The following is an 18,091-nucleotide window of genomic DNA, read 5'->3' as shown; positions in this document are numbered from 1 at the left end:
TGGGCTCCTCGCTCACGGGTTGGGGGCCGATGCCTTCGCCGACCATTCGATGAAGGAGGGCAGCTGCTCGTCGCTGCGCCGACCGCAGAGGCGATCGACGATGCGCCGGCTCCGCCAGGCATTGAGGCTGAGGTTGACATCGGCCAGCCCGCGCTGGCTGCGGACCGCGTTCTGGAAGAAGATGTTGTGCCCGGGGGGGCCGTCCCAGCGCACCGCGAAGTCGGGATCCACCCGGGGCTCGGTCCCTTCCCACTCCAGCCGGTTGGCCAGAGGGCCGAGGAAGTCCAGGGGGGCGGGGACGAACCCGGTCGCCCAGACCACCACGTCGGCCTCGAAGCGCTCCTCCGACGCGGGGTGGTCGCAGTGCCGGGTGGTGACAACCCAGCTGCCGTCGACCCCGGCGGACAGTCCCGTCGTCTCACGGTTGGGATACAGCCCGACGAGGTCGTCCAGGCCGTCGATGAACCTGCGGGCGTAGAGCCTCTGGTAGACCGAGCGCAGTGTGCTCTCGGAGATCCCGTCGCTGCTGAGGACATACTTCGTGTTGAACGCCTCCCGTAGTTCCGGCGGCAAGGCGTAGAAGTACTCCGAGTGGCAGGGCATGAAGAAGTCGTTGGTGAAGGGCGAGTCGTCGATCGGGAAGAAGTTGCGCCGCCGCGAGATCCACGACACCCGCCGGGGCTGCTCTGCGCCTTGCCGCGCCGCGAGGTACTCGAACGCCTCGGCGCCGGACTGGCCGCCCCCGACCACCACCACCCGCTTGCCCCCGGTGCCGGGGAGGCGCCGCACGAACTCGCTGACGTGGAAGTTCGTGGCGTCCAGGTGGGGCACGGCGTACTCGGGTACGGACGGGCGGTTGCCCACCCCCACAACGAGGTTATCGGCCGTTACTGTCCGGCGATCGGTCTGTACCCGGAATACCCCGTCGAAGTCGACCTCACGGACGTTCTCGCCGAAGACCACGTTCTCGTTGCGCCGACAGGCCCAGTCGAGGTATTCCCGGAACTCCTCCCGCGCGACGGAGGTGAAGCGCGCGTTGATGAAGTGGTGAATTCTCCCCTGGTCGTGCAGGTAGGCGAGGAACGAGAAAGGGTTGGTCGGATCGGCGAGCGTGACCAGGTCTTTGAAGAGCGACACCTGGAGCGAACTGCCAGGGATCTGCTGCCCGTCGTGCCAGCTGAAGCGCTCCTTCCGATCGAGGAAGAGGTTCGACAGCGAGCGAACCGGATGGAGAAGTGAAGCGAGGCTCAAATTGGCTGGCCCGGCGCCGATGCCCACGCAGTGGTAATGGCCCCGTTGGACCTCGGATTTATCATGACGCATGTGCCGACCTCTCTTGTCCGTGGTGACGTCGAACACGGGAGACAAGGCGGTGGGGGTTCGCGTTCGTGGATACCCACTGTGCGGACGTGATCGTCCGCAGCCGGGGCCCGCGACGCCTGCCGGTGTCCGGGTCGCGGGCGCGAGGCCACGACTCCCACGTGCTGGTCTCGGTACTCAATTCGTCCGTCAGATCGACGGTTTCGTCATTGGCTACGGCCGGACCGGCGGATCAGGCTCGGACCACCCCGTTGCCATCGGCGCGGTCCATGAGGCGCGACCGCCACCACCGCTGTCCCTCCGGCGGAAGCGTGTCGATGGGGTCGTGATACTCGTAGAGCCGGTCGAGTTCTTTCTCGTCATCCGCGTCCAGGCGGGTGCGGTAGTTCTTCGCCCAATAGGAGATGCCCAGGGTGCGGTCGTAGTCGGAGACTTGATGTACCCACCGCTTTCCCACGTAGGGCACGTCGCAGACCACACGGGGGGTGGCGAACCCGGGAAGGTATCCCATGATGGAGTGCTGGAGTTCCTGGGCCTCGGCAACTGAGGTCCGCCAGTGCTCGCTGCCGGGGATCATGTCGCACATATAGACGTAGTAGGGCATGATCGTGGCGGAGTCGAGGAGCGCAAAGGACAGGTCGAGAAGCGCTTCTGTGGAATCGTTCACGGACCGCAGGAGCACCGCCTGGTTCCGGACATCCCGCAGCCCCGTCTCAAGCAGCGCCCGAGAGGCCGCCGCGACGCTGGAGGTGATCTGCTGGGCGGCGTTCGCGTGTGTGTGGAATGCGATCTGCACGCCCCGCGGTCGGGCGAGAGCCGTCAGCCGGCGCAGTCCGGCGAGTACTGCCGGATCAGTCCAGTGGTGGGGCAGTCCGATCAGCGCTTTGCTGGCCAGCCGGATGTCGCGTACGGACTCGATCTCCAGCAGCTCCGTGACGAACGCCTCCACCCGGGGCCACGGAAGGTTGGCGATGTCTCCACCCGAGACCACGACGTCGCGTACGGTTGGCGTGGCGCGTAGGTAGTCGAGGACAGCCGCAACGCGGGCCTGCGGACGCAACGAGAACCGCAGCTTCTCCACCTGGGCGGTGGAGTTCCCCACCAGGTCCATGCGGGTGCAGTGTCCGCAGTACTGCGGACAGGTGGCCACCAGCTCGACCAGCGCCTTCGTCGGATAGCGGTGTGTGAGCCCCTCCGCCGACCACATCTCGCGCTCGTGCAGGGAATCGCGCTGGGCGTAGGGGTGGGAGGGGAAGTCACGGCGGCGATCGGAGAACACCGGCAGCATGTAACGGCGGACCGGATCCTCGTAGTAGGCGTCGGTGAGTTGGCCCGAGCGGTGGGACATGACCGCGGGAGCGATCGTGTTGATCACGTGCGGGGTGAGAAGCATGGACATCGTGGCGCGCTCCCGCTGGTCGCGCTCGAGGTCGGCGAAGAAGACGTCCCCGAGGAGGTTCCCGGTCACCTCCCTGAGCTGGCGTGCGTTCTTGACGCAGTGGGCCCGCTGCCACTGTGCGGAGTTCCACTCCTCGTCCGTGACCGCGCGCCAGCCGGGTAAGCGACGCGGATCGGGCTCCTCCGCCTCGTGCCGGCGATAGGTGTACGGCTGGTGCGGGATGCTAGACATAGGTCCTCTCAAATGGACATCGTCCGACTCTCGCAGGAAGAGGGGTCAGGGAGGCGACCGCAGCGTGGGGGCGCACACGCTCGCGCCTGTGGAGACCTGCGCCAACGCGGTTGCCCCCGCCCTGGCACGCCGGTAGGACTCACTCACGTCGACCAGCACGTCGTGCAGCGGCTGCGCCACCGCTGCGATGCGCGGCAGAACGGCCTCGACCCGGGCCTGCCACACGGCACGTAGCGCTGAGTCGCCGCCCTCGGCCGTGGTGACGACCTCCCGGCAACCGGGGGCGCCACACCGGCAGTCCATTCGCCAGCCCTTGTCCTCGGTGAACGTGGCGTAGTCGCAGGTGATTTCCTCTCCGGCCTCGATGTCTCGGACGGCCACCCCGAAGTCGAGGCCGAAATCGAGTACGTTCGCCCGGCACGAGTGGTTCATCAGGTAGGCACCGAGGCACGGCAGCAACAGGCTCCCGTCGTTCAGCAGATGCCCGTAGGTATCCAGGACGGCGAGCCGGTCCTCCGGCAGCCGTGCCACCTCATCGGCTGACCAGCGCGAGCACTTCGGACACGGCAGCCACACGGCAGTGCCCGCCGGGATGGCTTCGGTGGCGAAGAGTCCCACGTTGTGCGTGGGACTCGGGCGGACGTCGACACCTTTGGTGAGCACGCGGTCACCCCAGTCCCAGCGATCCGGCGAGGGCTGCCTCCATGGCGTCCACCTCGTTGTGGCTCGTGCCCAGGATCAGGTAGCGCCACTTGCCGTCCACGGCCAACGTGTCGGCGGTCAGCACCACACCGCGCTGCGCGCCGGGCTCGAAGGCCAACCCGGCCCGCCGGATCCGCTCCAGGCCTGCGACGAAGTCGAGATCGGCCGTGCCCTGTCGGGAGTCGGCCAGCCAGACGGCTCGGGCGGCACCGTCCTCGCCGAGAAGTCGACGTACCAGCAGGTCGAGGTAGGTGCAGCCGGTCTTCCGCACGTTGCTCTCGGTCGCGTACAGCGTGTCGTCGGCGGTAATGCCGCCGTCGATGTCGAACGGCCCCCGGTAGCCGGCCCGGTGGAGGTAACGACCGAGCGCGAGCCCGCCCTCGGTCAGCTCGCCGACAGCGGCGGAACTGGCGACCAGCGGGGTGATCTGACCGGTGAAACTACCGTTCGGCGTCCGCATCTCACCGACGTGGAGGACGCGTGGCCCGGCGTCGTCGACCTCCATCTCGACGGTGACGACGCGCGCGAGGTCGAGCCGCTCCTCGACGACCCAGCCCACGGGTTGTTCAGCCAGGCCGGCGACGTACTCCGCGAGTCGGCGGTCGAGTTCGGGGAGGTCTTCGGTGTCCCAGAAGGCGACGCCGTAGCCGTTGGAGCCACGTGTCGGCTTCACCACCGCTCCGCCGTGCTCGGCGAGTACCTTGCGGAGTCCGTCCGCCAGGTCCTCCTCCGTTCCGCAGGTGAACCCGTACGCCACCCGGATACCGCACTCCTGGGCAACGTCACGGAAGCCCGGTTTGGTGTTCATCCGGTAGACCGCGTCGGTGGCACTGTCGGGCACCCCGTCCGGGCCGTACCCCTCGACGGGCACACCCAGTTCGGCTGCCAGTGACAAGGCAGGACGATCCTGAGCGAACGCCTGGAGGCGGGCGCCGGGTCGCTCGCCCAACTCGATGCGCAGCCGATCGACGAGGCCGTCCCGGCTCACTGCGGTGGTCAGCGTCTCCAGGTCGGGAGTCGGCGCGTCGAGCAGTAACACGTCCTCAGGGGGGAACCCGAGAAGGCCGCAGGCGTAGTCGCGGAGGGCATGCGGTACGGGTCGGGGCGTCACCAACACGTCACCGGGCTGGGTCAACCAGATCTTGCGGGGGGACACGGCGATGAGGGCGTCCGCGTGATGGTGTACCGGGCGGGTCACCATCAGTTCGTTGACGAAGTTTCCCAGGATCAGCAGAGGATGGTCGCGTCGCATGTGATCACCGTCGCCCTTCGGCCTTGACGCCGCCGTAGACAGCGTGTCCGGCCCGCATCCAGTACACGTCCACCTCGTCGAAGCCCGCCTCGTTCAGCCAGCGCAACTGGTCGGGGAGAGGTGAGGGCTTGTCGAGTTCGTCCGGGTACTCGTAACAGCTCCACTCCAGCTGGTGGAACTTCTCGTACGGGGTGAGGCTCTGGTGGCGCGCGAGGCTCTGCTCCTTGACCGCCGTGTTCCAGCTCTCGCGTGCGAGGGCCAGACCACGCGCCCCGACTGGCTGCACGAGGTCAGCGATGACGAGCACACCACCGGGCCGCAGGAGGCTGTGCACGTCACGGAAGAGGGACTGCTTCTGCTCGCCGTCGAGGTGGTGAACGGCCAGCGAGGAGACGACAGCCGCCGGGGCCAGGGGCCGGCTCCGCCAGGCCTGACTGCCGAGGTCGAAGTGCTCGGCTGCGAAGCGCTCACCGAATCCGGACAGTTCCCGGCGTGCGGTCTCCAGCATGGTGGGGCTGACGTCCAGCCCGACGACGGTCGCCTGAGGGAAGGTCTCCAGCAGACCCTTGCTCAGCAGACCCGGGCCGCAGCACAGGTCCAACATCTCGACCGGCTCGTCCGGCGGGGGAATGAGGGACAGGACGGTGTCGATCTGCGTCTGACGGTCCGGCACGAAGTAGTCGCCGAACTCCACGAACTCACTGGAGTCCTCTTCGAGCCAGTCCTGCGATGTGCTCATGGTGGCCTCTTCTCGATAGTCTCGGCGGTCCTCGGTCGCCCTCATCTGCGCGAGTTCGACCGGGGCCACCCCCTGTTGTCCGTTCCACCGGTCTGGTCCTCGTCCGGCGCGGCCCTCACGACTCGCCAGTCGGCGATCAGTCGAGCAGGAAATCCGCGACGGCCCGTATCACGGCTTCCGTGGCGTCAAGGTGGCACATGTGCCCGGAGCCGGGCAGCGTGACGGTCCGCGCGCCGGGCACGAGCGCGGCGAGACGGTGGAGGTGGTCGGGGCCGGCCAGGCTGTCCAGGTCGCCGGCCACCGCGAGGGTCGGGCCACGGATCTCCCGCAGCCCGAGGAGTTCGGTCGTCAGCACGGGGTGGACGCGGGTGTTGAAATGGTGCAACGCGTCGGGGTTCGCGGGTAGCTCGGCGAGGCGCCGCTGCCAGCGCGTCACGGCGTGCGGGTCCGGCCCCATCCACAGGGGAAGCAGGTTCGCGACGAGCCGGCCCAGGGCGCCACCGTCCGCCGGCAGCCGGTCGTGTCGCTCCAGAGTATCCAGGGCGGCGGCCACCAGCGGTTCGTCCCGCCGCGCCCGGTACCCCTCGTGAGCCCTCGTGTCCGCCTCGTCGCCGCCGTAGGCGGGTGTAGCCATCAACACCAAACGACGTACGGCCCGCGGTCGCCGGGCCGCCAGCAGGCCGGCCACGATCCCTCCGTGCGAGTGGCCCAGCAGGTCAACTGGCTCCCCTCTCGCCTCCCGGTCGATCCAGGCGGAGAGGTCGGCGGTGTAGGCGTCGAGTCCGTAGTCGTCGGATTCGGCGGCAGCCGGTGTGCGCCCCACACCCCGGGGATGCACGACCATCACAGTGCGGTGTTCCGCCAGCGCTTCGAGCGATGCGAGGTAGTCGGGGTGCAGCCCAGGACCACCGGGATGGCACACGAGAAGGGGGCCGCTTCCCCAACGGGAAGCGGTAAGAGGGATCGGCATCTCACGCCTCCCGAGGGATCAGCAGACGGACGCAGAGCGCGGACACGAGGGTGATCGCCGCCGCGACTGCCAGGGCCGTGCCGGGACCTGCTGTGGTGACCAGGGCACCGCCGAGTGCTGTGCCGATGGGGTAGCCGACGAGGTTCACGCTGATGGAGACAGTCATGATGCGGCCCAGCCAGTCCGGGGGGGTACGCCGCTGGCGCAGGGAGAGCAGGCTGACGTTCACCATCCCCTCCAGCAGCCCGAAAACGGCCAGGCCCGCGAGGAGCGCGACCAGCGACCCGAGCGCGCTGAAGGGGAAAACCGCGAAGGCGCCCAACACCAGCGTCAGCCCCATCACCCGGCGCTCGGAGCCGGAGGTGACGATCCGGCCGGCGGCCAGTGCCCCCAGGCCGCCGCACAGACCGACCACGGCCCAGATGACCCCGACGTACGCCCCGGGTTCTCCGCCGTCGGTGACCCATTCGGTGACGGCCACCGGAACGATGATGATCAGCATTCCGCCGGTCACCTGGAAGAGGGAATAGGAAACGGCAAGACCTCGAAGAGTGGCGTGCCGCACCAGATAAACAATGCCTTCCCAGGCGGACCTCAAAAGAGTTCCTGGTGCACTTTCGCGAACCTGCGGGCTGCCGGCTCCGCGCAACAAGGACAAGCTCGCCGCCGCCAAGAGGTACATGCCGGCCACCACAGCGAGGGTCGGATTCGCGCCACCCCAGGCGAAAAGAATCCCGGCGACGAGAGGTGCACCGACATCGATGACGGAGTAGCTGCTGAGATCAAGTGCGTTGGCGCGATCGAACGCTTCATCGGGAACGAACTGCGGAAAGAGTGTACGAATACCGCCGTCGGTCATCGGACGGGTCACCGACAGCAGGCCGAGCATGATGCAGAAGAGTGTCGGAGTCAAGGCCTCGCTCACGGCGAGCGTGACGAAGGCAATCATGAAGATCGCGCTGGCCACCATGTCGAAGGCGACCGCACGCAGGGCCCCGAACCGGTCGAGGACCGCCCCTGCCACAGGGCTCACGAAGAACCCGGGGAACGTGAGGAAGAAGCCACCCAGCCCCGCGATCACTGCGGAATTGAATTCATCGATCGCATACAGAACGACGACAAAGATAAGCATTCCGTGGGCGAGCCGGGACAGCGATGCCGAGAGTAGCAACTGAGGAACATTGCGACTTCCCAGCACGCTGCGATAAGTGACGGGAGGGCGAGGTGGCTCGGATAATCTCTGCTCGGCTTCCATTACTCACCGACATCCATGGAAAGATCCCCCACTGGCTCGAGAAGCAGTACACCCCTACCGCTTCGCTGGCCGGACACAACATTGCCTTTGCCTGATTCCCGTGCAAGCATCTCCCACTGGGGTTGCCGCGTCAAGTGACCGGACGATGGTCAGTTTCGCCGGTCGACGCGAGGCGGCATTGACGAACATTCAGCGGCATTGTAAAGGAGCGAAATGGTTGAACGAGAGACAACATGGGACGGGTATCACGTCGATTATCCTTCCACTTTGTATCTCGGATGGCAGCGCGAGGCGGTCGACGCACTCCAGGCCTGTGGTACCCGGGTCATGTGCGTGGTCTCGGCCGCTGAACGTGGCAAGCCCGCCGAGGCCGGGTTCGACGGCCCGATCGCGGTGGCCCGCGACCACACGAACGTCGAGGACGTCCTTGGGGCACTGGCCGGATATGGGCTGACGCCGGACCGGTTCGAGACAGTCTGCACCGAGGATGAGTTCGCCCTCGTGACTGCGGCCGTCCTCAACGCTCTCGCCGGCTCCTCCTCGGCCGACGCCCTGCCGCTCTCTGTCCCCGTCGCGCTCGCCTTACGGGACAAGGCCGTCCAGAAGCGCCGGATTCGGGAGGCCAACGTGCCGACCGCCCGGTGCCGGCGGCTCTCCGACCTCGCCGCGGTGCGGGAGGAAGTTCGCGACGCCGAGCTCGTTCCCCCGTTCGTGATCAAACCTCTGGCGGGTGCGGCAGCCCAGCACACCCACGTCGTGGAGACGTCCGACACGGACAGCGCGCTGAAGGAGATCGCGAGCAGTGATGCGCCGGTCGGGCCATGGCTGGTCGAGGAGTATGTGCACGGCGAGGAGCTGCACATCGACGGGGCGATACGCGGTGGCGAGATCCAGGTGCTGTCCGTCAGCCGGTACCTGCACAACGTGATCACGGTGCACGACGGACACCTCGTCGCATCCGCCACCCTCGACGACTCCGACCCCCTCGTCGCCCGGGCTCACCGGTTGGCCGAACGCTCGCTCACCGCCCTCGGCCATGCGGACGGCGTTTTCCACCTGGAAGCCTTCGTCGACGGCGAAGGCCTGGTATTCGGCGAATGCGCCGGACGGATTGGCGGTGGGCTGATCCTCGACGTGGTCCGCAGCAAGTACGGCGTCGATCTCTACGCCGTGTGGGCTGCGGCGGCCCTCGGTTGCCCTCCGCCCGCACCGGTGCCGGTCGAGGAGCCGCGGACGGACTCCTTCGGCTGGGTCAACCTGCCCGCCCCAACCGGCCGGTTGCGCAGTCTCCCCACACGGGAGGAGATCGAGGCACGGCCCGGGGTCGTGCTCGGTCAGACATGGGCCGTACCGGGCGACATCCTGGGGGATCCACGGCGGGCCTCGCATCTGCTGGTCGCCAAGGCAATGGTCCGCGCGCCCAGCGAAGCTGAGGTCCGGGCGATACTCCGCGATACCGGGGAGTGGTTTGCCCAGCAGGTGACGGTCACCCCAGTGGGACACGACGATGTCTGACGGACCGTACGACAGCGACCTGCTGTCCCTGGAGGAGACTCGTGGACTCGCTCCGTGGGCCGACCTGTGCGGCCCCTCCGACTTGTTCTGCACCCCCCGCTGGCTGGCAGTGGAGCAGACCGGCACCGGTCCGTGGGTACCGGCTGCCCATGGCTGCCTGGTCACCGGGCGGGACGGCCGTCTGATCGCCGGTGCCACCTTGCAGAGCTTCGACCACGGGGTGGACGACGATACCTGCCGGGTCGACCTGATGGTGCGGGCGCTGCCCCAGTCCCGCGGCCTGTCCGACGCGGCGATGGCCAGCGGCCTGCTGCCCTCGCTCACCTGTGGCGGCTGGTTCAACTCCACCGTCATGATCGCGCCGGGAGCCTCCGAGGGAGAGTCGGAGGCGGCGCGCCGTGCGCTCCTCGCGCGTGCGGTCGATGTCGGCCGCGCGTGGGCGTGCGCGTCGATGTGTCTGCCCTATGTGGACGCCTCCGACAGCGCGCTGCGGCAGGTCCTGCGCGAGGACGGCTACCTCGAACTGCCGGCCCCTGACCGGCACGTGCTCTCCTGCGACCATCCGAACCTGGAGTCCTACCTCGCCACACTGCCGTCGCGGCGCAGGGTGCGGCGGCGCAAGGAACTGAGGATCTGCCGGGAGGCCGGCGTCACCACGGACCATCTCCCGTTGGACAACTCCACCGTGGAGCGGGTCGGTATCCTCGCCCACAACCTGGAGCGCAAGTACGGGCAATCGTCGTCGGCGAGGCAGCTCACCGAGTGGTTCGCGGCCATCGCCACCCACCTCACGGCCTCCGTATTCACCGCCTCGCTGAAGGGTGAGGTCGTCGCCATGACCCTGTGGCTGCACCACGCGGACCGGATGTACGGCTTCCACGCCGGCTTCGACTACAAGGCCGGCCGCGGACTGCCGCTCTACTCGTTGGTCGGCTACCACCTGCCGGTCTCCTACGGCTGTTCGGCTCCCGAGATCCGCGTCCTGGAGTACGGCATCAGCGCGGACGAAGCGAAACGCCTCCGGGGCACCACCGCACTCCCGCAACTCCTCTATCTCAAGCCCCTGACACCAGCCGCCCGGGAGTGCGTGGAGAGGCTGGCCGACGGTGTCCGGCCGGCGGTCGTCGAGTAGTCGCTGACCCACGCCGTGGGCGGTCGGGTTCTCTCCAGCAACGGATATCGGGTCCGTGCGGACACATCAGCACGGGGGCCGGTCAAGCTGAACGGAGAAGGACGCAGGAAGGCAAAAAGAGGGTGTCTTTCCGGTTTTCCGATTTTTCCGTGGGGCGGCGGGATAGCGCCGGGTCCGACTCTTCTGGGCTCCACTTCTCCGGACCCCCCTCTGACCTGCGGAAACGCAGGGCGGGGGGTCCTCTTCGCGTGTGGTGGGCGGCGCATGCGCCGAAGACCGTCCAGGACGAGCGGGGCCTGCTCAGCGCCTCACGCGATAGCGGAGGTAGACGACGTCCGAGCCGAAGGCGCGGGTCTCGACGAGTTCCAGATCCACCCGGCGCTCGTGCTGCGCAAAGAACGGAATGCCACCGCCCACCAGCACCGGGTGGACCATGACGCGGTACTCGTCGATCAGACCTGCCGCGGCTGCCTCGGCGGCCAGCGTCGCGCCGCCGATCGCGATCTCGCCCTCCCCCGGCTCGGCTCGCAACCGCCCGATCTCCTCCGCCACGCTGCCGGAGGCCAGGCGGGCATTGCCCCGCACCGCCGAGAGGGTGGTGGAGAACACCACCTTGGGGAGTCGCTTCCACAACGCGGTCCACTCACGCTGTGAGGCGTCGAGCGTGGGGTCCGCGTCGGCGGTCTCCCAGTACAGCATCGTCTCGTACAGCCGCCGCCCCAGCAGGTGGACGCCGACCTCCCGGATGTCGTCGATCCAGAAGCGGAAGACATCCGCGTCGGGAGTCGTCCAGTCGAAGCCGCCGTCTGGCCCGACGATGTAGCCGTCGAGTGAGACACTCATCGAATAGGTCACGTCGCGCATGAGAAGCCCTCCTCGGTACCGGGTTCGACCGTACGACTGCCGGGCGGTGCGGGACTCATCGCGGCTCGCGGGTACCGCTGGGCCGGACGAAGGGTTCGCCGGGCGGCGCCGGCCTCCCGCGCGCGACTCCGGCGTGTCGATGGCGTCCACGGCCCGCGATCCCTCGCGTCCGTCGGCTTGCCGGCCCGGAAGGCGTCTCTGCCTGTGCCTTCCGGGCGTCATCCAAGACGTTGGGCTGGCGTGTTTCAGTCCGTGGTGAGTTCGGCGGGTGGGGTGCGCTGCTCGTCGACCGCCTCGGTGCGTTCCAGCTCGCCCCAGACGATGTAGCGGTGGCGCGAGGTGAAGACCGGGGTGCAGGTGGTCAGGGTGATGTACCGGCCGGCCTCGGTGGCCCCGGATTCTTCGGGGACGGGCTCCAGGACGGCGGTGTTGTACTTGGAGGTCTCCGGCAGCACGGCGTAGACCCGGTAGATGTACCAGGTGTCGCGGGTCTCGAAGACGATCGCGTCGCCGTCGGTGAGCCGGTGGATGTTGTGGAACTTGGCGCCGTGGCCGTCGCGGTGGGCGGCGAGGGAGAAGTTGCCCTCGTCGTCCCAGGGCATGGCGGACTCGATGGGCTCGTCGTAGTAGCCGGCGACCCCGCCGTTGAGGGTGCCGAGGTCGACGCCCTCCTTGACGAGGATCTCGTCCTTGGTCATGGCGGGGACGTGCAGGAAGCCGATGCCGTCGGCGGGGTCGTAGGCCGCCGGGTCCTCGGGGCCGGCCTCCTCGGTGTCCCAGTGGTCGCGCACGGCGTCGCTCGCGCGGGACGCCTCCTGGTTGGCGACGACGTTGGTCCACCACAGCGAGTAGGCGACGAAGAGCCCGAGGACGATGCCGCCGGTGATGAGGAGTTCGCCGAAGACGGAGAGGGCGAACGCGACCCGGCCGCGTATCCCGCGGGCCGGCTTCGCCGCGGGCTCCGGCCCGGGTGCGGGCTCGGGGTCCTGGGCGGTGTCGGGCGTCTCAGTCGACGAGGGCATCGGGTTTTCCTTCGCTGCGGGGACGCTCCTCGGTCAACTGCCCCCAGACGATCATCCGGTAGGTGGAGGTGAACTCCGGTGTGCAGGTGGTGAGGGTGATGTAGCGGCCGGGTTCGGTGAAGCCGCCCTGTTCGGGGACGGGGTCGAGGACGGCGATGTTGGACGGCGAGGTGGAGTCGAGCCGGGAGGCCATCGCGTAGACGTAGTAGGTGGTCTCGGTCTCGATGACGATCGGGTCGCCCGGTTCGAGCTTGTTGATGAAGCGGAACGGCTCGCCGTGGGTGTTGCGGTGGCCGGCGAGGCCGAAGTTGCCTTCCTCGTCCCAGGGCATGGCGGTGGGCAGCCGGTCCTCGGCGGTGTAGTGGCCGACCATGCCCTTGTCGAGGACGCCCTTGGGGTCGACGCCCTCGGCGATGGGGGCGCGGACATCGAGGGTGGGCAGGTAGATGATGGCGAAGCCCTCGCCGGGGGAGAACACCCCGGGTTCGCGTTCCGTGTCCTCGTCCTCCTCGTCGGTCCCGGAGCGGTCCCACTGTTCCTGGAGGGAGTCGGCCTGGCCGTTGGCGTGGGCGCGGGCCTCGACGTTGGTCCACCACAGCTGGTAGACGACGAACAGCATCAGCAGCACGCCGGTGGTGATGAACAGCTCGCCGATGACGTTGCTGATGGCGGTGCCGGTCTGCTTGGCGGCCTTGGCTGCCGCCTTGGCCGCCTTGCGGCGGGCGGCGCGGCCGCCGGTCTCGGGCAGCGCGGTGGTGTCGGCGGCCGGGGTGCCGGGGCGTGCCGGGGGGCGGTCGGCGGCGCCGGCGCCGTGCCGGCCGGCGGCCCGGGCGGCCTTGCGGCGGGCGGCGCGGCCTTCTCCGGGCGGGGGCAGCGGCGCGGGGCCGGCTGGGCTCTCCTCGGCGGGGACGGGCGGCAGGACGGTGGTGGCGGCCTCGTCGGGGCGCAGATCGGCCGGCGGGCGCAGGCCGACGGTCTGCGGGTCGGTGGGGGTGCCCGGGTACGGGGCGCTGTCGTACGCCGCGCTGTTCTGCGGGGGGCTGTCCTGCGGGGCGCCCTGGTACGGGGGCGGGTAGCCGGCGTACGGGTCCTGGTAGGGCTGCTGCTGCCCGTGGGGCGGGTGGTGCTGCTGCGGGTAGTAGGCGTCCTCCCCGGGGTACCAGGTTCCTTCCTCGCCCCCACGCCCGTCGGTCACGCCGCGGGCTCCTGCCGGCCGGCTCGTCCGACGACCGGGGCCAGGCCGTGGGAGCGCTCGACGGCGCCCGGATCGCCGCACACGGTGAGCCAGTTGGCGAGCATGCGGTGGCCGCCCTCGGTGAGCACCGACTCGGGGTGGAACTGCACGCCCTCGACCGGCAGGGTGCGGTGCCGCAGACCCATGACGACGCCCTGGGTGTGAGCGGTGACCTCGAACACCTCGGGCACGGTGCCCTCGGCGACCGCGAGCGAGTGGTACCGGGTCACGGTGAGCGGGGAGGGCAGCCCGGCGAAGACGCCGCCGCCGGTGTGCTCGACCTGGGAGGTCTTGCCGTGCAGCAGCTCGGGGGCCCGGCCCACGACGCCGCCGTAGGCGACGGCCATCGCCTGCAGGCCCAGGCAGACCCCGAAGACGGGGATGCCGCGCTCCGCGCAGTGGCGGACCATGTCGATGCAGACACCGGCCTGTTCGGGGGCGCCGGGGCCGGGGGAGAGCAGCACGCCGTCGTAGCGGTCGGCGGCGACGTCGGTGGTGCGGACCGCGTCGTTGCGCAGGACCTCGCACTCGGCGCCGAGCTGGTAGAGGTACTGGACGAGGTTGTAGACGAAGCTGTCGTAGTTGTCGACGACCAGAATGCGTGCGTTCATCAGCCGGCTGCCCCTTGTCCCTGCTGGTCGTCGACCGTCACGTCGTTGAACGGGAGCAGGGGTTCGGCCCAGGGGAAGACGTAGCTGAACAGCAGATAGACGACCCCGAGGACGAGCACCAGGGAGATCAGCGCGCGCACCAGCGTGTTGCCCGGCAGGTGCCGCCAGATCCAGCCGTACATGGCGTCGCTTCTCCTTCGTGTCCCGCTCCGCGCGGCGGCGCCGCGTGTCCCAAGGGTACGACGGGCGGCGGGCGCCCTTCAGGGGATCAGGTCATTCGGTGGGGCCCGCGTAATGCAGTGCGGTGGAACCGTTGTAGGCGGGCAGGGTGAGGTTCTCGTTCTCCTCGACCTTCCAGCCCAGGCCGTAGGCGTCCACGTAGGCGCGGTAGTTCTGGATGGCGGGGTCCTCGTCGAGGGCGGCGCGCAGGGTGTCGCGGTCGCCGACGGCGGTGACGGTGTAGGGCGGGGAGTAGAGCTGGCCCTGGAGGATGAGGGTGTTGCCGACGCAGCGCACCGCGCTGGTGGAGATCAGCCGCTGGTCCATGACCTGGATGCCCTCGGCGCCGCCGGCCCACAGGGCGTTGACGACGGCCTGGAGGTCCTGCTGGTGGATGACGAGGTCGTTGGGCAGCGGGTCGGGGAGGCCGGGCAGCAGGGGGACGGCGTCCGGCGGGGCGTCGGTGAGGGTGACGGTGAGGGCGTCGCCGGTCAGCTCGGTGAGGCCGGCGGCGTCCTCGGCGCGGGCGAGGCGTTCGCTGCCGGCGGGGTCGGCGCCGTTCTCGCGCTTGGTGAGGGAGTCGACCTCGGCGCGCAGTTCGGCGGCGTCGGCTTCGAGGCGGGCGTTGTCGCGGTCGCGTTCCCTGATGAGGTCGGACATCTGGAGCAGGGAGTCGTCGGTGCGGATGTTGCTGCCGCCGGAGACGCTGAAGCTGACCCAGAAGAGGAGACCGGCGAGCGCGAAGACGGCTATGGTGCCGAGGCGGGCGGGGCGGATCGGGTTCACTCGCATCCCACTCCCACCCCTGGTCTCCTGTATCGGCCGTGGAAGCACTACGCTAGCTGACGATCCCACCGCTGTGCGCGCCCCAGCCGCCGCACGATCGACAGGAGAGTCCCTCGTGCCGAAGTCCCGGATCCGGAAGAAGAAGGACGCCGCCTTCCACGCGCCGGAGAAGAAGGAGAGCACCAAGCTCGACATGGGTGGCCGTCGCTGGGTGGCCCCGCTGATGCTGGCGATGTTCGTGATCGGTCTGGCGTGGATCGTGCTCTTCTACGTGACGCAGGCGGAACTGCCGGTGGCCGCGCTGGGCAACTGGAACATCGTGGTGGGCTTCGGGTTCATCGCCGTGGGGTTCGTCGTCTCGACGCAGTGGAAGTGAGCGGGGCCGGTCCCCGGGGTTATCCACAGTGATCATCGGATGGGCTGTGGATAACCGGTGCCGGACGTTCCGGCCCCCTGGTCGGGCGGAGTGGTCCGACCGTAGCTGACCTGCGGAAACGGTCGGAAAACGCGGGCCGCTACCGGGTGTGCACAACCTCATCCGGGCTGTGGATAAGTAGGATCAGCCGACCAGCTGCTGGGTGCGGACCACGCACGCGATGACGATGACGGCCAGCACCGCCACGCAGGTCAGCACCTGCACCGGCGTCCGCCGGGCGCGCGGCGCGTGCACCATCCCGTACGCGATCACCGCCCCGGCCACCAGACCGCCGATGTGCGCCTGCCAGGCGATGCCCGACCAGGTGAAGGTGATCAGCAGGTTGATCGCCAGCAGAATCCCGATCGGCCGCATGTCGTAGTTCATCCGGCGCATGAGCACGGCGGTCGCACCGAACAGGCCGAAGATCGCCCCGGAGGCGCCGAGGGAGAGCTGGTTCGGCGCCGCGAGCACATACGACAGGGTCGAGCCGGCCAGCGCCGAGATCAGATAGAGCGCGGTGAACCGCAGCCGGCCGAGCGCCGCCTCCAGCTGCGGGCCCAGGAACCACAGCCCCAGCATGTTGAATCCCACATGCCAGATCTCCTGGTGCAGGAAGGCCGAGGTCAGCATCCGGTACCACTCGCCGTCGGCGACGCCGATGAAGTCCCAGCCGCCGCGCGAGGGGTCCCAGGCGTGCCCGAGCATCCCCAGGTCGGTGACCAGCCGGTCGCCGGCCGAGAGCACCGCGATGAACACGGCGACGTTGAGCGCCAGAATGATCTTGGTGACCAGCCGGGTGTCCGCCACCAGCGAACCGCCGGCCAGCGTGCGCGGCGCGCTGCCCCGGCCGGCCGCCGAGGCGCCCCGCACGCACCCGGGGCACTGATAGCCCACCGAGGCCGAGATCATGCAGTCCGGGCAGATGGGGCGCTCGCAGCGGGTGCAGCGGATGCCGGTCTCCCGGTCCTGGTGGCGGTAGCAGACGGCCAGGCCCGAGGGCTGCTGCTGCCCCTGCTGCTCCGTCATGACATCCCCTCGGGTCCCGGCACCATGGATAGGCCCCCCTGATCCTACGGACAGGGGGGCCTCAATGGTTCCCGAGGTGCGGGGAGCGCCTCAGCGGTTCTCGATGACCACGGACTCGATCACCACGTCGTTGACGGGGCGGTCGGTGCGCGGGTTGGTCTCCGTGGTGGCGATCGCGTCGACCACGTCCTGGCCGGCGGTGACCTCACCGAAGATGGTGTGCTTGCCGGTCAGCCAGGTGGTGGGGGCCACGGTGATGAAGAACTGCGAGCCGTTGGTGCCCGGGCCGGCGTTCGCCATCGCCAGCAGGTACGGCTTGGTGAAGGCCAGCTCGGGGTGGATCTCGTCCTTGAACTTGTAGCCGGGGCCGCCGGTGCCGTTGCCCAGCGGGTCGCCGCCCTGGATCATGAAGCCGCTGATCACGCGGTGGAAGACCGTGCCGTCGTACAGCTTCTCGGTGGTCTTGGCACCGGTCTCCGGGTTCACCCACTCACGGGTGCCCTGAGCCAGCTCGGTGAAGTTCTGCACCGTCTGCGGCGCGTGGTGCGGGAAGAGCCGCACCTCGATGTCGCCGCGGTTCGTCTTCAGGGTGGCGTACAGCTGCTCAGCCACGATGTACCTTCCGTTTACGTCAGTGACGGTCAACGATCCTGCCATGCGGCGGCGACACACCCTGCGCCCGGATGCCCGTTTCGCGTGCTGAGACCTCCCCCAGGCGGCATGATTTCCACACAAGTGGTGAGAAGGTCGTTTATCACGGTAAAGCGGTACGGAGGAGGACGAATGCCCCACACATCCCAGCGGGTCCGGTCTCTGCGCGACCAGGCTGCCTGCTACGCCAGGGACGCCGGCTCGTACATGGCTCCGCATGCCCAGCGCGCGGCCGGATATGCCCGCGACGGCTTCCAGCAGGGGCTCGCCCAGGCCCGGCAGAACCTCCCCGAGGGCGTCGACGCCGCCGCCGTACGGGCCGCCGAACGGGCCCGGATCGCGGCCGTCCGCACCCGGGAGATCGCCGGACCGCGCATCGAGGCGGCCATCGCGGCGGCCGGACCCGCCTCCCAGGAGGCGGCCGCCCGCTCCGCCGCGGCGCTGGCCGCACTGCGCGGCCAGGTCACGCCCGAGGAGATCCAGCACGCCGTCCACCGCCGCCGCTGCGCAGCGCGCCGCCGGCGCAGGATGCGGCGCGTGGGCGTGGCCGGCCTCACCGTGGGCGTGGCCGTGCTCGCCTGGCGCTGGTGGCAGGGCCAGTCCAGCCCCGACTGGCTGATGGAACCCAGCCCGCCCACCGAGGCCGACGCGGCCACCTCCACCGGCGGGCCCGACGTCCTGGACGGGAACGACCGGCCGTAGGGCCCCGCGGGCGGCGGACCGGATACGGGTGAGGGCCCGGCGG

19 protein-coding genes are annotated in these 18,091 nt (G+C 69.2%); 4 read left to right on the top strand and 15 right to left on the bottom strand.

Annotation, left to right across the window (positions count from 1 at the left end; genetic code table 11):
• Positions 1–12: 12 nt before the first annotated feature.
• The 7 genes from ACFV5N_RS00360 to ACFV5N_RS00330 form a co-directional block, all read right to left on the bottom strand.
• The gene (locus ACFV5N_RS00360) at positions 13–1,323 is read right to left on the bottom strand and encodes a lysine N(6)-hydroxylase/L-ornithine N(5)-oxygenase family protein (RefSeq protein ID WP_385592200.1); all 1,311 of its coding nucleotides are present in this window, start codon (positions 1,321–1,323) and stop codon (positions 13–15) included.
• 229 nt (positions 1,324–1,552) lie between these two features.
• Entirely contained in the window at positions 1,553–2,950 is a 1,398-nt protein-coding gene (locus tag ACFV5N_RS00355; protein ID WP_385592152.1) for a KamA family radical SAM protein, read from the bottom strand.
• Positions 2,951–2,995: 45 nt separating this feature from the next.
• Positions 2,996–3,613, bottom strand: coding sequence for an SET domain-containing protein (locus ACFV5N_RS00350; protein WP_385592150.1), 618 nt, complete (start codon positions 3,611–3,613; stop codon positions 2,996–2,998).
• Between the two features lie 4 nt (positions 3,614–3,617).
• Positions 3,618–4,904, bottom strand: a complete 1,287-nt coding sequence (locus tag ACFV5N_RS00345; RefSeq protein ID WP_385592149.1) for a peptide ligase PGM1-related protein — start codon at positions 4,902–4,904, stop codon at positions 3,618–3,620.
• 4 nt (positions 4,905–4,908) lie between these two features.
• Positions 4,909–5,643 carry a class I SAM-dependent methyltransferase gene (locus tag ACFV5N_RS00340; protein WP_385592147.1) on the bottom strand — a complete coding sequence of 245 codons (735 nt, stop codon included), beginning with the start codon at positions 5,641–5,643 and terminating at the stop codon, positions 4,909–4,911.
• Between the two features lie 136 nt (positions 5,644–5,779).
• Positions 5,780–6,613, bottom strand: a complete 834-nt coding sequence (locus tag ACFV5N_RS00335) for an alpha/beta fold hydrolase (protein ID WP_385592145.1) — start codon at positions 6,611–6,613, stop codon at positions 5,780–5,782.
• Position 6,614: 1 nt separating this feature from the next.
• Complete coding sequence (locus ACFV5N_RS00330; protein WP_385592143.1) at positions 6,615–7,868, bottom strand: MFS transporter; 1,254 nt, start codon at positions 7,866–7,868, stop codon at positions 6,615–6,617.
• A gap of 213 nt (positions 7,869–8,081) precedes the next feature.
• Between ACFV5N_RS00330 and ACFV5N_RS00325 the strand changes: the two genes are divergently transcribed.
• Together ACFV5N_RS00325 and ACFV5N_RS00320 are read left to right on the top strand one after the other, a co-directional pair.
• On the top strand, positions 8,082–9,383 hold the full coding sequence (locus tag ACFV5N_RS00325; protein WP_385592141.1) for an acetyl-CoA carboxylase biotin carboxylase subunit family protein: 1,302 nt from the start codon (positions 8,082–8,084) through the stop codon (positions 9,381–9,383).
• Positions 9,376–10,515, top strand: a complete 1,140-nt coding sequence (locus ACFV5N_RS00320) for a GNAT family N-acetyltransferase (RefSeq protein WP_385592139.1) — start codon at positions 9,376–9,378, stop codon at positions 10,513–10,515. The genes ACFV5N_RS00325 and ACFV5N_RS00320 overlap by 8 nt, the downstream gene beginning before the upstream one ends.
• A 300-nt stretch (positions 10,516–10,815) precedes the next feature.
• Here the strand turns inward: ACFV5N_RS00320 and ACFV5N_RS00315 are convergent, their stop codons facing one another.
• The 6 genes from ACFV5N_RS00315 to ACFV5N_RS00290 all read right to left on the bottom strand — a co-directional run bounded on the left by ACFV5N_RS00315 (position 10,816) and on the right by ACFV5N_RS00290 (position 15,257).
• Positions 10,816–11,379, bottom strand: coding sequence for a dihydrofolate reductase family protein (locus ACFV5N_RS00315; RefSeq protein WP_385592137.1), 564 nt, complete (start codon positions 11,377–11,379; stop codon positions 10,816–10,818).
• Positions 11,380–11,624: 245 nt separating this feature from the next.
• Positions 11,625–12,401 carry a class E sortase gene (locus tag ACFV5N_RS00310; RefSeq protein ID WP_385592135.1) on the bottom strand — a complete coding sequence of 259 codons (777 nt, stop codon included), beginning with the start codon at positions 12,399–12,401 and terminating at the stop codon, positions 11,625–11,627.
• Positions 12,385–13,596 carry a class E sortase gene (locus tag ACFV5N_RS00305; protein WP_385592133.1) on the bottom strand — a complete coding sequence of 404 codons (1,212 nt, stop codon included), beginning with the start codon at positions 13,594–13,596 and terminating at the stop codon, positions 12,385–12,387. The genes ACFV5N_RS00310 and ACFV5N_RS00305 overlap by 17 nt, the downstream gene beginning before the upstream one ends.
• Positions 13,593–14,246, bottom strand: coding sequence for an aminodeoxychorismate/anthranilate synthase component II (locus tag ACFV5N_RS00300; RefSeq protein WP_385592131.1), 654 nt, complete (start codon positions 14,244–14,246; stop codon positions 13,593–13,595). Before ACFV5N_RS00300 ends, ACFV5N_RS00305 begins: the two co-directional genes overlap by 4 nt.
• Positions 14,246–14,428 carry a hypothetical protein gene (locus ACFV5N_RS00295; RefSeq protein WP_019432156.1) on the bottom strand — a complete coding sequence of 61 codons (183 nt, stop codon included), beginning with the start codon at positions 14,426–14,428 and terminating at the stop codon, positions 14,246–14,248. The genes ACFV5N_RS00300 and ACFV5N_RS00295 overlap by 1 nt, the downstream gene beginning before the upstream one ends.
• A gap of 91 nt (positions 14,429–14,519) precedes the next feature.
• Positions 14,520–15,257 (bottom strand): DUF881 domain-containing protein, encoded by a 738-nt coding sequence (locus ACFV5N_RS00290; protein WP_385592129.1) that lies wholly within the window; start codon positions 15,255–15,257, stop codon positions 14,520–14,522.
• A gap of 109 nt (positions 15,258–15,366) precedes the next feature.
• On the opposite strand from ACFV5N_RS00290, the gene crgA reads away from it, so the two are divergent.
• Positions 15,367–15,627, top strand: coding sequence for a cell division protein CrgA (gene crgA / locus ACFV5N_RS00285; RefSeq protein ID WP_019432154.1), 261 nt, complete (start codon positions 15,367–15,369; stop codon positions 15,625–15,627).
• 183 nt (positions 15,628–15,810) lie between these two features.
• Here the strand turns inward: crgA and ACFV5N_RS00280 are convergent, their stop codons facing one another.
• Both ACFV5N_RS00280 and ACFV5N_RS00275 read right to left on the bottom strand, forming a co-directional pair.
• Positions 15,811–16,695, bottom strand: coding sequence for a rhomboid family intramembrane serine protease (locus tag ACFV5N_RS00280; RefSeq protein ID WP_385592127.1), 885 nt, complete (start codon positions 16,693–16,695; stop codon positions 15,811–15,813).
• Between the two features lie 90 nt (positions 16,696–16,785).
• On the bottom strand, positions 16,786–17,307 hold the full coding sequence (locus ACFV5N_RS00275; RefSeq protein WP_385592125.1) for a peptidylprolyl isomerase: 522 nt from the start codon (positions 17,305–17,307) through the stop codon (positions 16,786–16,788).
• 171 nt (positions 17,308–17,478) lie between these two features.
• On the opposite strand from ACFV5N_RS00275, the gene ACFV5N_RS00270 reads away from it, so the two are divergent.
• Positions 17,479–18,048, top strand: a complete 570-nt coding sequence (locus tag ACFV5N_RS00270) for a DUF5324 family protein (RefSeq protein ID WP_385592123.1) — start codon at positions 17,479–17,481, stop codon at positions 18,046–18,048.
• Positions 18,049–18,091 lie beyond the last annotated feature (43 nt).

Origin of the sequence: Streptomyces sp. NPDC059853 (genome assembly GCF_042731495.1) — a bacterium.
Classification (GTDB): domain Bacteria; phylum Actinomycetota; class Actinomycetes; order Streptomycetales; family Streptomycetaceae; genus Streptomyces.
This window is presented reverse-complemented; position numbering and strand designations above follow the sequence as displayed.

Excerpts from the sequence above, each read along its gene's own strand:
- ACFV5N_RS00345 (WP_385592149.1), bottom strand. The coding sequence starts at position 4,904 with ATGCGACGCGACCATCCTCTGCTGATCCTGGGAAACTTCGTCAACGAA.
- ACFV5N_RS00290 (WP_385592129.1), bottom strand. The coding sequence starts at position 15,257 with ATGCGAGTGAACCCGATCCGCCCCGCCCGCCTCGGCACCATAGCCGTC.
- ACFV5N_RS00340 (WP_385592147.1), bottom strand. The coding sequence starts at position 5,643 with ATGAGCACATCGCAGGACTGGCTCGAAGAGGACTCCAGTGAGTTCGTG.
- ACFV5N_RS00270 (WP_385592123.1), top strand. The coding sequence starts at position 17,479 with ATGCCCCACACATCCCAGCGGGTCCGGTCTCTGCGCGACCAGGCTGCC.
- ACFV5N_RS00280 (WP_385592127.1), bottom strand. The coding sequence starts at position 16,695 with ATGACGGAGCAGCAGGGGCAGCAGCAGCCCTCGGGCCTGGCCGTCTGC.
- ACFV5N_RS00360 (WP_385592200.1), bottom strand. The coding sequence starts at position 1,323 with ATGCGTCATGATAAATCCGAGGTCCAACGGGGCCATTACCACTGCGTG.
- ACFV5N_RS00315 (WP_385592137.1), bottom strand. The coding sequence starts at position 11,379 with ATGCGCGACGTGACCTATTCGATGAGTGTCTCACTCGACGGCTACATC.
- ACFV5N_RS00355 (WP_385592152.1), bottom strand. The coding sequence starts at position 2,950 with ATGTCTAGCATCCCGCACCAGCCGTACACCTATCGCCGGCACGAGGCG.
- ACFV5N_RS00335 (WP_385592145.1), bottom strand. The coding sequence starts at position 6,613 with ATGCCGATCCCTCTTACCGCTTCCCGTTGGGGAAGCGGCCCCCTTCTC.
- ACFV5N_RS00295 (WP_019432156.1), bottom strand. The coding sequence starts at position 14,428 with ATGTACGGCTGGATCTGGCGGCACCTGCCGGGCAACACGCTGGTGCGC.
- ACFV5N_RS00300 (WP_385592131.1), bottom strand. The coding sequence starts at position 14,246 with ATGAACGCACGCATTCTGGTCGTCGACAACTACGACAGCTTCGTCTAC.
- ACFV5N_RS00330 (WP_385592143.1), bottom strand. The coding sequence starts at position 7,868 with ATGGAAGCCGAGCAGAGATTATCCGAGCCACCTCGCCCTCCCGTCACT.
- ACFV5N_RS00320 (WP_385592139.1), top strand. The coding sequence starts at position 9,376 with ATGTCTGACGGACCGTACGACAGCGACCTGCTGTCCCTGGAGGAGACT.
- ACFV5N_RS00325 (WP_385592141.1), top strand. The coding sequence starts at position 8,082 with ATGGTTGAACGAGAGACAACATGGGACGGGTATCACGTCGATTATCCT.
- ACFV5N_RS00310 (WP_385592135.1), bottom strand. The coding sequence starts at position 12,401 with ATGCCCTCGTCGACTGAGACGCCCGACACCGCCCAGGACCCCGAGCCC.